We start from the raw sequence: 15,988 nt of genomic DNA, 5'->3' as shown, positions 1-15,988 counted from the left end.
CGATATGGAACGGGAGAAGAGCGGCGTGAAACGTCGCCACGTTCTGGCAGGCTTGGGCCTCGGTATCACCCTGCCTGCCGTGTTGCCGTCACCCGCGCTTGCGGCCACCGACACCCCAGACCTGGCCGCCGCCCGTAAGGAGGGCACGCTGATGGTGATGCATGCCGATCAGGAAAGCGACGTCGTCAGTTTTCTGCAGGCATTCACTGCCAAGACGGGGATCCAGTCTTCGCAGACCCGAGCCTTGCCGGGCGAGGCCATGCCGAAGCTGGCGGCGCAGATACGCGCGGGCGGTAGCGATGTCGACGTGTATGACAACTCCGATCCGGGGCTGATGGATGTGCTGCGTGAGCGCGGCATGCTGATGCGGTATGAAAGCCCGGAGATCGGCGCCTACGAGACGAAGTGGCGGAGTGCCGAACCAGGCTGGTGGACGACGTATTTCATCAATATCGGCCCTATGATGTACGACCCTCGCTACGTCAGCGAAGCCGATGCGCCAAAGACCTATGAAGACCTGCTGCATCCGCGCTGGGTTGGGCAGGTCGGCTTCCAGAACGCCGCCGCGGGGACGCAGTATAATTGGTGGTACCTGCTGCGAACGGTGATGCCAAAAGACTTCTGGACGAAACTGGCTGCGCAGAAGCCCCGGGCCTACTCCTCGTCGACCCAGATTTTGACGGAGATGCAGAGCGGCGGCTTGAAGATCGGCGGAAAGGTCAGCAGCTATCAATACGTGAAGGCAAGACGTCTCAACCAAGACATTCGCATGATCTTCCCCCCCGAGGGAACGCCCGCACAAGGCCAAGTCACCGGAATCATTGCAGGCACCAAGCGGCCGAACGCGGCGAAAGTCTACGTGGACTATCTGCTTTCCCGGGAAGGGCAGGAGGTTTGGAACCGGATCCAGGGCTCCAACTCTGTCCGGGGTGATTTGGAGATCGCCGACGTTCCGTCATTGAACAATATCAAAATCCTCGCCCCCACCGACTTCTCGGATTATCGCTCGACAACCCGTCATTCGGAGTTTGTATCCCTGTGGAACAAGATCACGGGGCTATAGCTCTGGCGGCAGGGGCGCCGCCCCGCCGCTGGAAATTTGGCCTGGGCATCCGGCCGGAGGTTGCGATCCTCTGCGTGGTCGTTGCCGCGCCCTTGGCCTTTCCGTTGTTGCTGATTGTCCAGAGCGCCTTCAATGTCGGCGACCCCGAGGATATACCGGCGACGCAGTTCGGCTTCGACCATATCATCGAAGTCGCGGATCATCTGGACTGGATCGGTCACACGCTCGCGGTATCCGCCGGCGGCACCATTTTGGCCACCCTGATCGGCGTCGTCCTTGCCTGGATACTGCATCGCACGACCGTGCCCGGCTCACGCTTGTTCGAAATATTAGTTACCGTTCCCTATCCACTCGGCCCGCTTGTCGGGGCGCTTGCCTGGAACACGTTGGGATCACCACAAGGCGGTCTCATCAACAAAATCCTATCGGCGGTGACGGGTTTGTCCGGTCCGTTCATCGACACGTCCAGCATGGCCGGCATCATCTTCGTAATGGCCATTTTCGAAGCGCCAGTTGCGGTTTTGATGATTGGGGCAGCGATGCAGCGAATGGACCCCTCGCTGGAAGAGTGTTCGTCCGTCATGGGGGCCCCGACCTTGCGCACCGCGCTGCGGATTACGCTGCCGCTCATGCTTCCGGCGATTCTGAGCGCGGCTTTGTTCCTGTTCACGTCCATGATGGGCTCGTTCGCGATCCCCGCCATCCTTGGCGCCAACTCCCGTTTCTACGTCGTGACGACGGCGATCTTCATCCTGTTCCAGGGCTACCCGCCGAATTACCCCCTGGCAAGCGCACTCGGTATCTTGTTGATCCTCATCACTGCACTTGCGGTGCTGCTCTATTCACGCGCCTTGAGAGGACGGTCCTATGTCGTCGTTTCCGGCAAGAGCTATCGGCCCCGTAGGATCAATATGCGAGGCTGGACACCGCTGCTATTCGGGTTCGAGATCCTGTACATCCTGGTCGCGCTCGTGCTGCCGCTGGGTGTGCTGATCATCGCATCGCTGCAGACAAGCAGCGTGCTGAGCCTTTCACCGGCCAATTGGACGCTGCAGAATTTCAAATACGTCATCGTCGACTTTCCAACCACGCGAACCGCGATCGAGAACTCCCTCATGCTCGGCGTCGGAACGGGTACGATCGGCATGGTTCTGGCCGCAGTTCTGGCGCTAGTGGTCCATCGCTCCGGTGGGCGTGGCATCGGTTTGCTGGAACAATTGATCATGCTGCCGCAATCCTTTCCGCGGCTCATCTTCGGCTTCGGGTTTCTGTGGATGGTGCTGATTTTACCGGGCCACCTGTATGGAACGCTCATCCCGGTGCTGCTTGGGTATGTCGTGGCGTTCATGCCACTCGCCTATCGCAGCATGGCGGGCGTGGTGGTGCAATTGGACGCCAGCCTGGCGGAAGCGGCGCGGCTCTACGGCGCAGGGCGTATACGGGCGGCATGGACCATCACGGTCCCGCTGCTTCGTGGCGGGTTGTTGGTGACGTGGACGTTGCTATTCATGGTGTCGATCGGCGAGGTGAGCGCTTCGATCTTCCTGGCTGGCAGCGGCACCCAGGTGCTGGGGCCAGCGATCCTGAATTTTTGGGAATCAGGCGGATTGCCGCATGTCAGCGCATTGGTGGTCACGCAAAGCTTGATCGTGCTGCTGGCAATGGTTCTCGTGCGCAAGGTCGGCGGCGGCCGCAACGACGGCGAAACCGCCGTTCCAAAAGGAACGCCCTGATGGACACGATGATCCACGCCGAACCTTTCATCGAAGTGCGCAACTTGGTCGCCGGGTATGGCGGCAAGATCGCAGTCAAAGGCCTGAGCCTGCAGGTCGCACCCGGATCCCATCTGTCGCTGCTGGGGCCATCCGGGTGCGGCAAGTCGACGGTCTTGCGCAACATCGCCGGGTTGGAAACGCCGCTGCAGGGTGAAATCATCATCGACGGGCAGACCGTGTTTTCCGCCAGCCGGCGGATCAATCTGCCACCGGAGAAGCGGCGGCTGTCCATGGTGTTCCAGTCCTATGCGATCTGGCCGCACATGACGGTGATGGAGAACGTCGCATACGGTCTGCGGATGCAAAAGCTACGCGGGACGGACCTACGCCAACGTGTCGCGCAGGCGCTGGACAGCGTTGGCATGGGCGAATTCATCGACCGCCCCGCTACCTCGCTCAGCGGCGGGCAGCAACAGCGCGTGGCATTGGCCCGTGCCTATGCGTTTCGACCAAAGGCAGTGTTGTTAGACGAGCCCCTTTCAAACCTCGACGCGCGGCTGCGGGTTCGGATGCGAACCGAGCTCAAGGACCTACAACAGCGGTTCGGACTTACCACCATCTATGTGACGCATGATCAAGAAGAGGCCATGGCCTTATCCGACCGCGTGATCATTATGCGGGAAGGGGAGATTGAGCAGGAGGGTGCCCCGCTCGAGATCTACGACCGCCCGCAAACCCGCTTCGTGGCCGATTTCATCGGTGGCGCGAATATCTTGACCGGCACTGTCGCGGCCACCGCATCGGGCCAGCCGACCATTGTCCAGATCGGGCGTGCGATGCTCACCTGCACGACACCGCGGGCGGCGTGCATCGCTGGGCCACAATCCGTGGCAGTGCGGCCGGTGTATCCGCAAATGGCGCGGACCGAGCGGGCGGAGCTGGTCAATCAATGGCCGGCCCAGGTCAAGCGGCGGGCGCTGCTGGGGGACCTTGTCGTCTACACGGTGGAGTGGCCCGGCGGGACATTGAACATTCATGCCTTTCCGACCGATCTATTCGATGAAGGCGAGGCGATCTGGCTGCACATTCCGCCTTCCCGCGCCGTGCTGCTCCGCAACGTTGCCACGGCCGGTGTCGCGGGTGTGGCGGCGTGACGTGCACGAAAACCTAGGTTTGCGGATGACGCAAGTCCAAGAGCAATAAAAGGAGGCCATCATGGAGCCGTCGATTTCTGGACCCGAGATAAGCCGGCGCGCGATATTGCTAGGGGCTGCCGCCCTGGGACTGCCGCTTGTCGCCGTTGCCGCCCCGTCCGATGCGCCGGACCTCGAGGCGGCGCGCAGGGAAGGGCCGCTGGTGATCTGGCATGCCGACCAGGAATCGGACGTTGTCCAGTTTCTGAATGCCTTCAAGGCCAAAACCGGGATAGAGGCGGTTCAGCAGCATTTGCTGCCTGGCGTGGCGCTGCCAAAGCTGATGACGCAATTGCGCGCAGGCGCCACGGAGGTCGACGTGTTCGACGCCTCCGACGCCGGGCTGATGGAGCAATTGCGCAAGCAAGGCCATCTGCTCCGCTACGAGTCGCCGGAGATCGCAGCGTACGCGCCGCAGTATCGCAGTGAGCCCACGGGCTATTGGACGACCTACTACATCAATATCGGGCCGATCATGTACGATCCCCGCTACGTGGATGATGCGTCGGCACCCAAGACCTGGCTCGACCTACTCGATCCCCGCTGGAAAAATCAGTTGGGGTTTCAGAACGCCGCTGCAGGTGGCCAATACGCATGGTGGTATCTGGTGAAGAATTTGGTGCCGGCCGATTATTGGGATCGTCTTGCGGTACAGAAGCCGCGCTCCTACGCCTCGTCGACGCAACTCGCCGATGACATCACCTCCGGCAACCTCAAAATGGGCGGCCGGGTCAACACGGTGCAATTCGTCCGCGCCCAGCGGCAGAAGGTCCCGATGAAGATGGTGTTCCCGCCGGAGGGCACGCCCGCCTTCAGCGAGGTGGTTGGCATCATCGCGCCGACCAAGCGGCCGAATGCGGCCAAGGCCTATGTCGACTTTCTGCTGTCCAAAGAGGGGCAGGAGAGTTGGAACACCATCCAGGGCGCGTCCTCGGCCCGGCCCGACGCCCACATTCCCGGGCTGCCCGATACGTCGAAGTTCAAGATCATCTTGCCCACCGACATGGAAGATTACGGCTCGCCCGCCAACCACGCGAAGTTCGTGAAACTCTGGAACCAGATCACCGGGTTTTAGCCGCTCATGAGGTCCACTGGCCGAGAGCAATGGGCTCTTGGCGCCCCCTAGAAAGAGAGATGCTATGTACGAACTGACCGAGGCCGATCGCGCGCCGACCGAAACCGTGGCACGTTGGATTTCTGGCTTCTCTGCTGCGTCCATGACGCCGGCGTTGAAGGAGGCTGCGGCCTACGTGTTGCTCGATTCGCTCGGGGTCATGCTGGCATCCACGCATCATGATGTTGGCAAGGCGTTATACGGGGCGATACCGAGCTTTGCCGCACCTGGTAACGTCATCGTTCCCGGAACCGACAAGCGCGTCGACGTTCAAACCGGCGCCATCGTCTGGGGGACGCTTGGACACGGTCTTGAACTGGATGAGGTGCATTTGCCAAGCCAACAACATATTGGCGCAACGGTGTGTGCCGCGGCCCTTGCGCTGGGACAGCACGTCGGTTCAACCATGGACCAGGTGCTGGATGCGACGCTGGTCGGCTACGAACTGTCGGGGCATTTCGGTGTGGGCATCGATATGCCACGGCTGGTTGGGCGCGGCTTCCATCTCACCGCCGTCGTATCCGGCTTCGGCTGTGCTGCCGCGGCGGCCAGGTTGCTGGGATCGTCTGCGGACCAGGTCTATGCAAGCCTGGGACTGACGGCGAGCCAAGCGTCCGGCACGCTTGCCTGGCATACTGAGTCCCATCACAACTCCAAATCATTTCACATGGGCATGGGCGCGCGCAACGGCATCACGGCCGCGCTATTGGCGCGGCACGGCTTTCGAGGGCCGGTCGCCGTCTTTGCCGGGCCACGCAACGTGGTTCACACGTTCACCGGTCAAGACAATGATCCCAGTTGGGTGAACGGGCTTGGGTCCGTTTACGAGATCTGGAATTCGGCAAAGAAGTCCTATGCTGCCGGCCGGCCCATGCATGCAGCGCTGGATGCACTGCTGGAATTGATGAAAGAGCACGGCGTCGTGGCGGCCAACCTGGAGGGCATCGACGTGCACATGCCGCCAAACGCCGCCTCGATCGTGGATGGAAATCCGACGCAAAATATCGACTGCCGGTCGGTGATTGCCACCGCGGCGATCGACGGCCGGTTTGGCCTGGCGCAAGGCGAAGGTGACAGGATGAACGGGCAGGATGTGCAGGATCTCAAGTCGCGCACCAACCTCATTCACGACCCAGCCCTAGACGTGCATTTCCCCAAGAACTGGCCAGCCGAAGTCGTGTTGCGACTGAAGGATGGTCGCGAGTTTCGCCAAACTCAAATCACATCGACTGGCTCCCGCGACAAGCCGATGCGGCCAGACGCACTGCGAGACAAGTTTCAGTCTCTTTCCGAGCCCGTGATCGGGGCGTCCAACACGGCAGAAGCCATGGCCATGGTGCTAGCCGGTGGAAGCGTATCGGTCAGGACCCTCGCACAGCTTTTCCTGAAATAGCGTCTTCCAGACGGCCTCCCAGACCGAGCGTGACACCGCGTCGCGCTCGGCTGGGATGGAAAGAAGCAGCCCTAATCAGCCCGGCCCTGTTGCAACGAAGAGGCCGATCTTCGCCGCCAGTGCCTCCCCAGCCAACGCCACCACCGCACTTTGAAGGACTGGCACATTATAGGGCTTGGGGAGGCGTGCGCAGAGCGGGCCGGATGGTGGAGCCGTCCGATAGTCCGGCGGGCAATGCCAAGCGTTCCCCCGCGGGGGAACGGTGCGCCGGGCGCCGGTCCTGCAGCAACGGGATGTCTGTGCCATCGAGCGCGTGCTTGATCACAAGCAGGCTCGTCTGTCAGTGTACTGGCGAGATAACTCTCGGCAACGCAAGCTACTCCGCAGCTTTTGCGTGGCGATTGGCCGGCCGAGCCAGACCCAGATGGTCGCGCAACGTGGTTCCAGTGTAGCCCGTGCGAAACAGACCGCGGCGCTGCAATTCCGGGACGACGTAACGGACGATATCCTCCAGGCTTTTCGGCTGCAGGTGCAGGATGAACATGAAGCCATCTGCAGCGCCCGTGCTGAACCAATCCTCCAACACATCTGCGACACGCTGGGGCGTGCCACGAACGGATCGGGTGCCCCGTTCGTAGCGGGTGTAAAGCTGGCGCAACGTCAGCTTTTCCACCCGGATCATGCGAACGATCTCGTCGAAATACGCTTTGTGAAAATTGGAGGTTTTCGGGATCAAATCCTCTGGCACGGGTTCGTCCAACGGCAATTGCGTGAGGTCAACCTCGAGATCCGTGGACAAGCGCTGGCGACCGACATCCGGGTGCACCATGGCCTGCAACTCGGCGTGTTTATCATCGGCCTCCTGCTGGCTTTCGCCGACGACGACAGGCATGCCGGCCAGGATTTTCAAGCTGTCCGTGGCACGACCGAATGCCGCCATCCGGCCCTTCAAATCACCATAGAAGGCTCGCCCCGCCTCGATATCGATCGCCGAGCCGAACACCACCTCCGCGGTCTCCGCGGCCAGCGCCTTGCCGGCGTCGGACGCACCCGCCTGGATGATGACGGGCCGCCCCTGCGGGGAGCGCGCAATATTCAGCGCGCCATCGACCTTGAAGTGAGGGCCATCATGATGCACCGCATGCTGCTTGCCCGGGTCGAAGAAAAGGCCCTGCGCCCGGTCGTGGATGAAAGCATCATCCTCCCAGGTGTCCCACAACGCCTTGGCCACCTCCACGAACTCCCGCGCGCGGGCATAGCGATCGGCATGGGGCGGCAGCTTGGCATGGCCGAAATTCTGCGCGGCGAAGTCGTTGGCGGACGTAACGACGTTCCATGCCGCGCGACCGCGGCTGATATGATCCAGCGATGCGAATTGCCGGGCGACATTATACGGCTCGGTAAAGCTGGTGCTGCAAGTGCCACCCAGGCCGATATATTTGGTAGCGCCGGCGATTGCGGTCAGCGCCGTCAGCGGCTCCAACGCGTTCATGAACATTGGGTAGCGCGCCCAGGCGGTCAGATTGGTCGTTCGCGCCGCTGGCGTGTCGGCAATGAAGAACATGTCGAAACAACCTTGTTCCGCCAATCTCGCCAGGCCGATATAGGCGCCGATATCGGTGTCGGCGTCGAGTTGGGTGCTGGGGTGCAACCAACCCGCAGGATGGGCGCCCGTCAGGTGTGCGGAGAATGACAAATGCATTTGGCGAGCCATTAATTTGTCTCCTTGGGGGCTCTTTCGTGCCCCCGAAAGAAAATCATGCCAGACCCGGCAGGTTCAACCCGTGCTGGACCGCGCATTCGATGGCGGACTCGTATCCGGCGTCGGCATGGCGCATCACGCCAGTGGCCGGGTCATTCCACAACACCCGCTCCAGCCGCGCCGCCGCTTCCGGCGTGCCGTCCGCCACGATCACCATGCCGGCGTGCTGGGAATACCCCATTCCCACCCCGCCGCCATGATGTAGGCTGACCCAGGTGGCGCCGGATGCGCAATTGAGCAGCGCGTTCAGCAACGGCCAATCGGACACCGCATCCGAGCCGTCGCGCATCGCCTCCGTCTCACGGTTCGGGCTGGCGACGGAGCCGCTGTCCAGATGGTCGCGGCCGATGACTATAGGGGCTGATAGTTCGCCGCTGGCCACCATCTGGTTGAATGCCAGGCCCAGCCGGTGGCGATCGCCCAGACCAACCCAGCAAATGCGCGCGGGCAGGCCTTGGAAGGCAATCCGTTCCTTCGCCATGTCCAGCCAGCGGTGCAGATGCGTGTCGTGTGGCATCAGCTCCTTCACCTTGGCGTCGGTGCGGCCGATGTCCTCCGGGTCGCCGGACAACGCCACCCATCGGAAGGGACCGACGCCGCGGCAAAACAGCGGTCGGATGTAGGCAGGAACGAAGCCCGGGAAGTCGAACGCGTCCGCTACGCCCATGTCGTGCGCCATTTGGCGGATGTTGTTGCCGTAGTCGATGGTCGGCACGCCCCGGCGGTGAAACGCCAGCATTGCCTGCACATGCGTTGCCATGGACCGCTTTGCTGCCTCCGCCACGGCGGTTGGGTCGCGGGCGCGGCGATCCTCCCATTCCGCGACGTTCCAGCCGCCTGGAAGGTAGCCGTTGAGCGGGTCGTGGGCGGAGGTCTGGTCGGTCACGATATCCGGCCGCACCCCGCGACGCACCAGTTCGGGGAACACGTCCGCCGCATTGCCCAGCAGCCCGACGGAGATGGCACGCCCCTCCTCGCAGGCGCGCCGGATCATGGTCAGCGCCTCGTCTAGGTCCTTCGCCTGCATGTCCAGGTAACGGGTGCGCAGCCGCATCTCGATCCGGCTTGGCTGGCATTCCACGGCCAGCATCGATGCGCCGGCCATGGTGGCAGCCAGCGGCTGTGCGCCACCCATGCCGCCCAGCCCGGCGGTGAGGATCCACCGCCCGGCCAGGCTGCCGCCGTAATGCTGGCGCCCGGCTTCGACAAACGTCTCGTACGTGCCCTGCACGATTCCCTGGCTGCCGATGTAGATCCAAGACCCGGCGGTCATCTGGCCGTACATCATCAGGCCGCGACGATCCAACTCGTTGAAATGCTCCCAGGTCGCCCAATGCGGCACCAGGTTGGAGTTGGCGATCAGCACCCGCGGCGCGTCGGCATGGGTGCGAAACACGCCGACCGGTTTGCCGGACTGCACCAGCAGGGTCTCGTCGTCGCCCAATCGCTTCAACCCGGCGACGATGCGGTCGAAGCTGTCCCAGTCGCGGGCCGCGCGGCCGATACCACCGTACACCACCAATTCCTCCGGCCGCTCGGCGACCTCGGCATCCAAATTGTTCATCAGCATCCGCATTGCGGCCTCGGTCTGCCAGGACCGGGCGGTAATCTGCGAGCCGCGGGGGGCGCGAATCCGGCGGGCATTGTCCAGGCGGCTCATGCAGCGCTCCGTGTCAGGCCGGGCAGGTCGAGCCCCGGCGGCAGAATCGTGTCGCCCCGCACCAGCGCGGTGGCGGCGGCGATGTCGGGGGCCATGTAGCGATCCTCGTCGAGGCGGGGCACCACGGCGCGCAACCGGGCACGCACGTGCTCCAACGCCGGGCTGGAGGATAGCGGGGCATGGAAGTCGCAGCCCTGGGCGGCGGCCAGCAATTCGATGCCCAGAACGCTGCCCAAATTGGCCGCCATCGGCAGCAACCGCCGCGCACCATGGGCCGCCATCGACACGTGATCCTCCTGGTTGGCAGACGTAGGGATGCTGTCTACGCTGGCCGGCGTCGCGCGCTGCTTATTCTCCGACACCAGGGCGGCCGCGGTCACTTGCGGGATCATGAAGCCGGAATGCAGCCCGGGCCGCGGCGTCAGGAACGCTGGCAAGCCGGAGAGCGCCGGGTCGATGAGCATCGCAATTCGGCGCTCCGAAATGCTTCCGATCTCGCATAGCGCCAAGGCGATCATGTCGGCCGCAAACGCCACCGGCTCGGCGTGGAAATTGCCGCCAGAAAGCGCTTCGTCGGCACCGGCAAAGATGAGCGGGTTGTCGGACACGCCGTTGGCCTCGGTCCCCAACGTGTCGGCGGCCTGGCGCAGCAGGTCTAGCACCGCGCCCATCACCTGCGGCTGGCAGCGGAGGCAGTATGGGTCCTGTACCCGCTCGTCATTCACCAGATGGGATTGGCGAATGGCGCTGCCGGCCAGCAACGCCCGCAGCGCCGCCGCCGTCTCCCGCTGCCCAGCGTGCCGGCGCAGGGCGTGGATGCGCGGATCGAACGGCGTGTCGGAGCCACGGGCCGCGTCGGTGGACAGCGCGCCCGTCAGCAAGGCCGCGTGCAGCAGCGCCTCCGCCTCGAACAACGCGGCCAGGGCGTAGGCGGTGGAGAACTGGGTGCCATTCAGCAGCGCCAGCCCCTCCTTTGGGCCGAGCACGATCGGGCGCAGTCCCACCCGGTCCAGCGCCGTGGCGGCAGGCACGACCGCGCCGTCCAGCAGCGCCTCGCCCTGGCCAATCATCACCATGGTCATGTGGGCCAGCGGCGCCAGGTCGCCGGACGCGCCGACCGATCCCTGGGATGGCACGACCGGCACGACGCCGCGGACGAGCATCCCCTCCAGCAACCCGAGCACGCCGGGCTGCACGCCGGAGGCACCTTGGGCGAGGCTGCACAGCTTCAGTGCCATCATCAGCCGCACCACCGGCACCGGCATCGGATCGCCCACCCCGGCGGCGTGGGACAGCACGATGTTCAACTGCAGTTGGGCCAGCGCATCCGCTTCGATCCGGACGGAAGCGAGTTTTCCGAACCCCGTGTTGATGCCGTACACCGGCTCCCCCCGCGCCAGGATGCGCCCGAGCGCCGCCGCGCTGGCCCGCACTGCCGGCATGCAGGCGCGATCCAGCGACAAGTCTGCGCCGCCATAAACGGCCCGCCATTGGTCCAGCGTCACCGCGCCGGGTGTCAGCATCGTCATGCCCCCCTCCAGACCCGGCGGTACAAAGGATTGAAGCCGATGCGCCAGATCAGTTCCGCGGGGGCGCCGATATCCCAGATCGCTAGGTTGCAAAATTTACCCGGTTGCAGCGTGCCGATCTCCGCCTGCAGCCCCAACGCCTGGGCGGCGACACGGGTGAACCCGGCCAGGCATTCTTCCACCGTCAGCCGGAACAGCGTCGCCGCCATGTTCATCGCCAGCAAGGGTGACGTCAGCGGGGAGGAACCGGGGTTGCAGTCGGTCGCCAGCGCGATCGGCGTGCCGTGGCGGCGCAGCGCGGAGATCGGTGGCGCGTGCGTCTCGCGCAGGGTGTAGAACGCGCCGGGCAACAGCACCGCCACCGTTCCCGCCACCGCCATCGCTGCGGCGCCCTCGTCGGACGCATATTCCAGATGGTCCGCCGACAGCGCGCCGTATCGGGCCGCCAACGCCGCGCCGCCAAAGTCGGATAACTGGTCCGCATGCAGCTTCACCGGCAGCCCGAGCCGTTGCGCCGTGTCGAAAATGCGCGAGGTCTGCGCCGGCGAGAAAGCGACAGTCTCGCAGAACACGTCCACCGCGTCCGCCAGACGCTCCGCAGCCAGGGCGGGCAGCATCTCGGTGCAAATCCAGTCGACGTAGCCATCGGCATCGCCGGCGAACTCCGGTGGCACGGCATGGGCGCCCAGATAGGTGGTGGTAATGCCGACTGGCCGCTGGCGCCCCAACTCGCGGGCGGCGGCCAGCATGCGCCACTCCGCTTCTCGATCCAGGCCATAGCCGGATTTGACCTCGACCGTCGTGACCCCCTCGGCCAGCAGCGCGTCCAGGCGGGGAAGGCTTTGGGTGACCAGTTCCGCTTGGCTGGCCGCACGCACCGCGCGCACCGTGGAAAGGATCCCGCCGCCGGCGCGGGCAATTTCCTCATAGGTAGCGCCGCCTAGCCGTTGCGCGAACTCCCGTGCGCGGTCCCCGGCATGGACCAAATGGGTGTGGCAGTCGATCAGCCCCGGCGTGATCCAGCGGCCCTCGCAATCGAAACGGGCAGCGTCGCTGGCGGGCAGGTCCTGCTCCGGGCCAGCAAACACGATGCGGCCGTCGGTGCAGGCGATCGCACCCCGTTCGATCACACCCAGCTTTGGCAGCACCGGGTCCAGCGTGGCGAGGCGAGCGTTGTGCCAGACAGTGTCGATCCGCATGGCATCGTACCCGTGCTGTTATGTCTATACGTATCCGCCCCGCGCTCAGCTTGTCTAGCGTTGAGTTTGGAGCCAGACTTGATGCATGAACGCCCCGCTGGAGCCGCCGATCGCGCCGCTCTCCCTCACCGGCCGAATTCATCGCGACATCCAGCAACGCATCGTGTCCGGCGACTGGCCGGCCGGTACTCGCATCCCATTCGAAACCGAACTTGCCGGACAATATCGCTGCTCCCGCATGACGGTGAACAAGGCGCTGTCGGCTTTAGTACAGGAAGGACTGATCACCCGGCGCCGCAAAGCCGGTTCCTTCGTGGCGGAGCCGAAGGTCGAGCAGGCGGTGATGGAGATCCAGGATTTCGCCATGGAAGCGGCACGCCTGAACTTGCCTTATCATCATGAAATTTTGGCGCATAGCCTCAAGCGATTGGGCGTAGCCGCTGCTCGTGCTGCTGGCTTGCCCCATGGTGCGCGGGTGCTGCATGTGATGTGCCGCCACAGTATCGGCGAACGGCCAGTGGCGTTCGAGGATCGCCTGATCGCCCTTGCCGCCGTCCCCGCTGCTGCCGACGAACAGTTCGACCTAATCCCGCCCGGCACCTGGCTGCTGCGTCGCGTGCCCTGGAGCCAAGCCGAGCACACAATCCGCGCCTGTTGCGCCGACGCAAGCCTTGCCCGGGTGTTGGACGTCAAACCGGGGGAGGCATGTTTGGTATTACATCGGCGCACCTGGCATCTGGGCAAGCCAGTGACCACCGTCGACATCACCTACGCCGGCGAGCGCCAGCATCTGGTGGGCCGCTTTTCGCCATAGGCCGGATGCGCCTGCCGCCAGGTGCGTCGGTGTCAGAGTCAGTCGTCAATATCCCAATTGACCGCTGCGGGGGCGTTATGTCTATACTTTAGACTGCGGCTTGCCCACACTTCACGGAACACCGACCGAGCGATGACCGCCCTTGCATTCGAACAGGTGCTCCCGACCGCATGATCTCCGCAGCGACCCGTAAGGTGAAGCCTATGTCGATCCGCCTGAATGGCGCGGACCGCCTTGGCGTCTCCCCAACTGCGCTGACGTTCCTGCGCCGTCGATAAGATCCGGGCATGGCGCGATACGTCCTCCTCCGCCTCCTGCAGGCCATCCCGATGGTCGCCTGTGTCGTCATCCTGGTCTTCGTCCTGCTACAATTTACGCCGGGTGACCCGGTGCAGGCGATCGTCGGCGACTATCCCGTGCCGCCGGCGTTCCGCGCCGCGATCGTGCTGCAGTACCACTTGGACGACACGCTGCCGGTGCGGCTGCTGCATTTTTTCATCAACCTGCTGCACGGCGATCTTGGCTACTCGTATCAGCAGCAGGAATTCGTCGCCACTTTGATTCTGCAACGGGCGCCGAGGACCTTGCTTCTAGCGGCTTCCGCGTTTGTCATCGGCGTGCCGGTGGGGATCGGCATCGGCCTGATTTCCGCGACCACCCGAAGTGGCAATGTCGACCGCTTCTGGACCACCGCGGTGCTGGTCGGCTACGCCATTCCCGGGTTCTGGCTGGGACAGTTGCTAGTGATCCTCTTCGCCATGCAGCTCGGCTGGTTTCCCACGCAGGGGATGGCGCCGGTGTTTTCCCGCGCATCGGGAACCGCCTTCGTGCTCGAGCGGGTTCGCTACCTTGCACTGCCGGCCATCACCTACGCAGTCTACGAAGCCACCCGCGTCGCGCGCCTGATGCGCGCCAGCACCATCGAGACGCTCGGCGCCGGATACATCGTCACTGCGCGAGCCAAGGGCTTGTCACGCGGCGCGATCATCCGCGGCCACATCTTGCGCAACTCCAGCCTGCCGGTGCTCACTGTCATGGGCTACGCGTTCGGTGTGGCGATGGGAGGCGCGGTGCTGATCGAGACGGTGTTCTCCTGGCCCGGCATCGGTTTGCTGTTGATCGAGGCGATCCGCAACCGCGACAACCAAGTTGTCGTGGGCGTGGTGTTGTTCATATCGCTCGCCGTCATCGTCATGAATCTGATCGTGGATATTCTCTACGGTTTGCTGGACCCGCGGATCCGCGCCGGCCGATGAGGGGAATGCTCGGGCGGCTCGCCGGGACGCGCTACGGCATCGCTGGGTTGCTGATCATGCTGGTGCTGGTGCTGTTGGCAGTGTTCGCACCGGTTCTGGCGCCCTACGGACCACGCCAGCAGGTCGGAATCAGCTTGCTGCCGCCATCACGCGCATTTCCGATGGGCACGGACAATATCGGGCGCGACATGTTGTCGCTGGTGCTGATCAGCACCCGTGCCTCGCTGCTGATCGGCGTCACCGCAGCCCTCGCAGCGCTGCTGGTAGGCGGCACGGTGGGGATGCTGGCGGGCTACTGGCGGGGTACCACCGAAGCAGTGCTGATGCGCCTGGCGGAACTCTTCCAGATCCTGCCGGTGATCGTCGTCGTGCTGTTCGCCATCGCGCTGTTCGGCAGCAGCTTCTGGTTGCTCATCGCCGCCGTCGCGCTGGCGATTTGGCCGTTGGAGGCACGGCTGATCTACGGCCAGTTCGTCAATCTACGCCAACGCGAATTCGTCGCCGCGGCCATCGTCGCCGACATGCCGGCCTGGCACATCGTGCTGCGCGAGATCCTGCCGAACGCATTGCCGCCCGTCATCGTGCAGGTGGCCCTGGATGCGAGCCTTGCCATTCTCATTGAATCCGGCCTTGGCTTCCTCGGCCTGTCGGACGCGAACATGGTGAGTTGGGGCCAATTGCTGTTTCCAGCGCAAACCTACCTGCAATCCGCGTGGTGGATGAGCGTCTTCCCGGGCGTGGCGATCTGCATTGCGGTGATCGGGTTGAACCTGCTCGCGGACGGGCTGAACGAGGTGGTGAACCCGCGGGCCGGGCAGCGGCTCGTCGGGTTGCCGGAATGACCGCGGCTCCGCTGCTGCAACTCGAATCGGTGCGCGTGCATTTGCGCATCGGGCGCACGGTGGTGCGCGCGGTGGACGGCGTCGACCTTACGGTGGCGCCAGGGGAATGCGTCGGCATCGTCGGCGAGTCCGGCTCCGGTAAAAGCACCTTGGCCCGCGCGATGGTGCAATTGCTGCCGAATGTGGCAATGTCCGAACTGTCCGGCCGCGTGATGTTCGATGGCACCGATATTGCCGCGATGCCCCGCCCGGCGCTGCGTCGGCTGCGTCGGCAACGCAGCTTCTCGATCGTGTTTCAGGACCCGCTCGGCTACCTCAATCCAACCCGCCGGGTCGGCGTCCAAATTGCCGAGGCGTTGCCGGACGATGTCCGCCGGGCGGCGCGTGTCGCCGCAGTGCACGCCCTCCTGGACGAGGTCGGCCTACCCGACCCGGTGGTGATTTCCCG

13 protein-coding genes are annotated in these 15,988 nt (G+C 64.1%); 9 read left to right on the top strand and 4 right to left on the bottom strand.

Annotated elements, in window-relative coordinates; all coding sequences use genetic code 11:
- Nucleotides 1–4: 4 nt before the first annotated feature.
- The 5 genes from GSQ76_RS22150 (at nucleotide 5) to GSQ76_RS22130 (ending at nucleotide 6,478) form a co-directional block, all read left to right on the top strand.
- A complete protein-coding gene (locus GSQ76_RS22150) occupies nucleotides 5–1,063 on the top strand; it encodes an ABC transporter substrate-binding protein (RefSeq protein WP_158746289.1) in 1,059 nt (352 codons plus the stop codon).
- On the top strand, nucleotides 1,039–2,796 hold the full coding sequence (locus GSQ76_RS22145; RefSeq protein ID WP_158746288.1) for an iron ABC transporter permease: 1,758 nt from the start codon (nucleotides 1,039–1,041) through the stop codon (nucleotides 2,794–2,796). The genes GSQ76_RS22150 and GSQ76_RS22145 overlap by 25 nt, the downstream gene beginning before the upstream one ends.
- Complete coding sequence (locus GSQ76_RS22140) at nucleotides 2,796–3,932, top strand: ABC transporter ATP-binding protein (RefSeq protein WP_158746287.1); 1,137 nt, start codon at nucleotides 2,796–2,798, stop codon at nucleotides 3,930–3,932. Before GSQ76_RS22145 ends, GSQ76_RS22140 begins: the two co-directional genes overlap by 1 nt.
- Before the next feature lie 61 nt (nucleotides 3,933–3,993).
- Nucleotides 3,994–5,046, top strand: coding sequence for an ABC transporter substrate-binding protein (locus GSQ76_RS22135; protein WP_158746286.1), 1,053 nt, complete (start codon nucleotides 3,994–3,996; stop codon nucleotides 5,044–5,046).
- A 64-nt stretch (nucleotides 5,047–5,110) separates the two neighbouring features.
- Nucleotides 5,111–6,478: an MmgE/PrpD family protein gene (locus tag GSQ76_RS22130; protein WP_158746285.1), complete on the top strand. Its 1,368-nt coding sequence runs from the start codon at nucleotides 5,111–5,113 to the stop codon at nucleotides 6,476–6,478.
- A gap of 376 nt (nucleotides 6,479–6,854) precedes the next feature.
- Here the strand turns inward: GSQ76_RS22130 and GSQ76_RS22125 are convergent, their stop codons facing one another.
- The 4 genes from GSQ76_RS22125 to hutI are packed head-to-tail and all read right to left on the bottom strand — an operon-like array spanning nucleotide 6,855 to nucleotide 12,628.
- The gene (locus GSQ76_RS22125) at nucleotides 6,855–8,192 is read right to left on the bottom strand and encodes an LLM class flavin-dependent oxidoreductase (protein WP_216851219.1); all 1,338 of its coding nucleotides are present in this window, start codon (nucleotides 8,190–8,192) and stop codon (nucleotides 6,855–6,857) included.
- A gap of 43 nt (nucleotides 8,193–8,235) precedes the next feature.
- On the bottom strand, nucleotides 8,236–9,900 hold the full coding sequence (gene hutU / locus GSQ76_RS22120; protein ID WP_158746284.1) for a urocanate hydratase: 1,665 nt from the start codon (nucleotides 9,898–9,900) through the stop codon (nucleotides 8,236–8,238).
- Nucleotides 9,897–11,423, bottom strand: coding sequence for a histidine ammonia-lyase (gene hutH / locus GSQ76_RS22115; RefSeq protein ID WP_216851235.1), 1,527 nt, complete (start codon nucleotides 11,421–11,423; stop codon nucleotides 9,897–9,899). The genes hutU and hutH overlap by 4 nt, the downstream gene beginning before the upstream one ends.
- Before the next feature lie 2 nt (nucleotides 11,424–11,425).
- Entirely contained in the window at nucleotides 11,426–12,628 is a 1,203-nt protein-coding gene (hutI, locus tag GSQ76_RS22110; protein WP_158746282.1) for an imidazolonepropionase, read from the bottom strand.
- Between the two features lie 85 nt (nucleotides 12,629–12,713).
- Here hutI and GSQ76_RS22105 point away from each other — a divergent pair, with 85 nt between their 5' ends.
- The 4 genes from GSQ76_RS22105 to GSQ76_RS22090 form a co-directional block, all read left to right on the top strand.
- The gene (locus tag GSQ76_RS22105) at nucleotides 12,714–13,442 is read left to right on the top strand and encodes a UTRA domain-containing protein (RefSeq protein WP_158746281.1); all 729 of its coding nucleotides are present in this window, start codon (nucleotides 12,714–12,716) and stop codon (nucleotides 13,440–13,442) included.
- 287 nt (nucleotides 13,443–13,729) lie between these two features.
- Nucleotides 13,730–14,698, top strand: coding sequence for an ABC transporter permease (locus GSQ76_RS22100; RefSeq protein WP_158746280.1), 969 nt, complete (start codon nucleotides 13,730–13,732; stop codon nucleotides 14,696–14,698).
- Complete coding sequence (locus tag GSQ76_RS22095) at nucleotides 14,695–15,540, top strand: ABC transporter permease (protein ID WP_158746279.1); 846 nt, start codon at nucleotides 14,695–14,697, stop codon at nucleotides 15,538–15,540. Before GSQ76_RS22100 ends, GSQ76_RS22095 begins: the two co-directional genes overlap by 4 nt.
- A partial coding sequence (locus GSQ76_RS22090) for an ATP-binding cassette domain-containing protein (RefSeq protein ID WP_158746278.1) occupies nucleotides 15,537–15,988 on the top strand: 452 nt, incomplete at its 3' end. The genes GSQ76_RS22095 and GSQ76_RS22090, both read left to right, overlap by 4 nt.

The sequence above is a fragment of the Acidisphaera sp. L21 genome (genome assembly GCF_009765685.1).
Classification (GTDB): domain Bacteria; phylum Pseudomonadota; class Alphaproteobacteria; order Acetobacterales; family Acetobacteraceae; genus LMUY01.
Note: the sequence above shows the minus strand (reverse complement) of the source record. Positions and strands in the feature narration are given on the sequence as shown.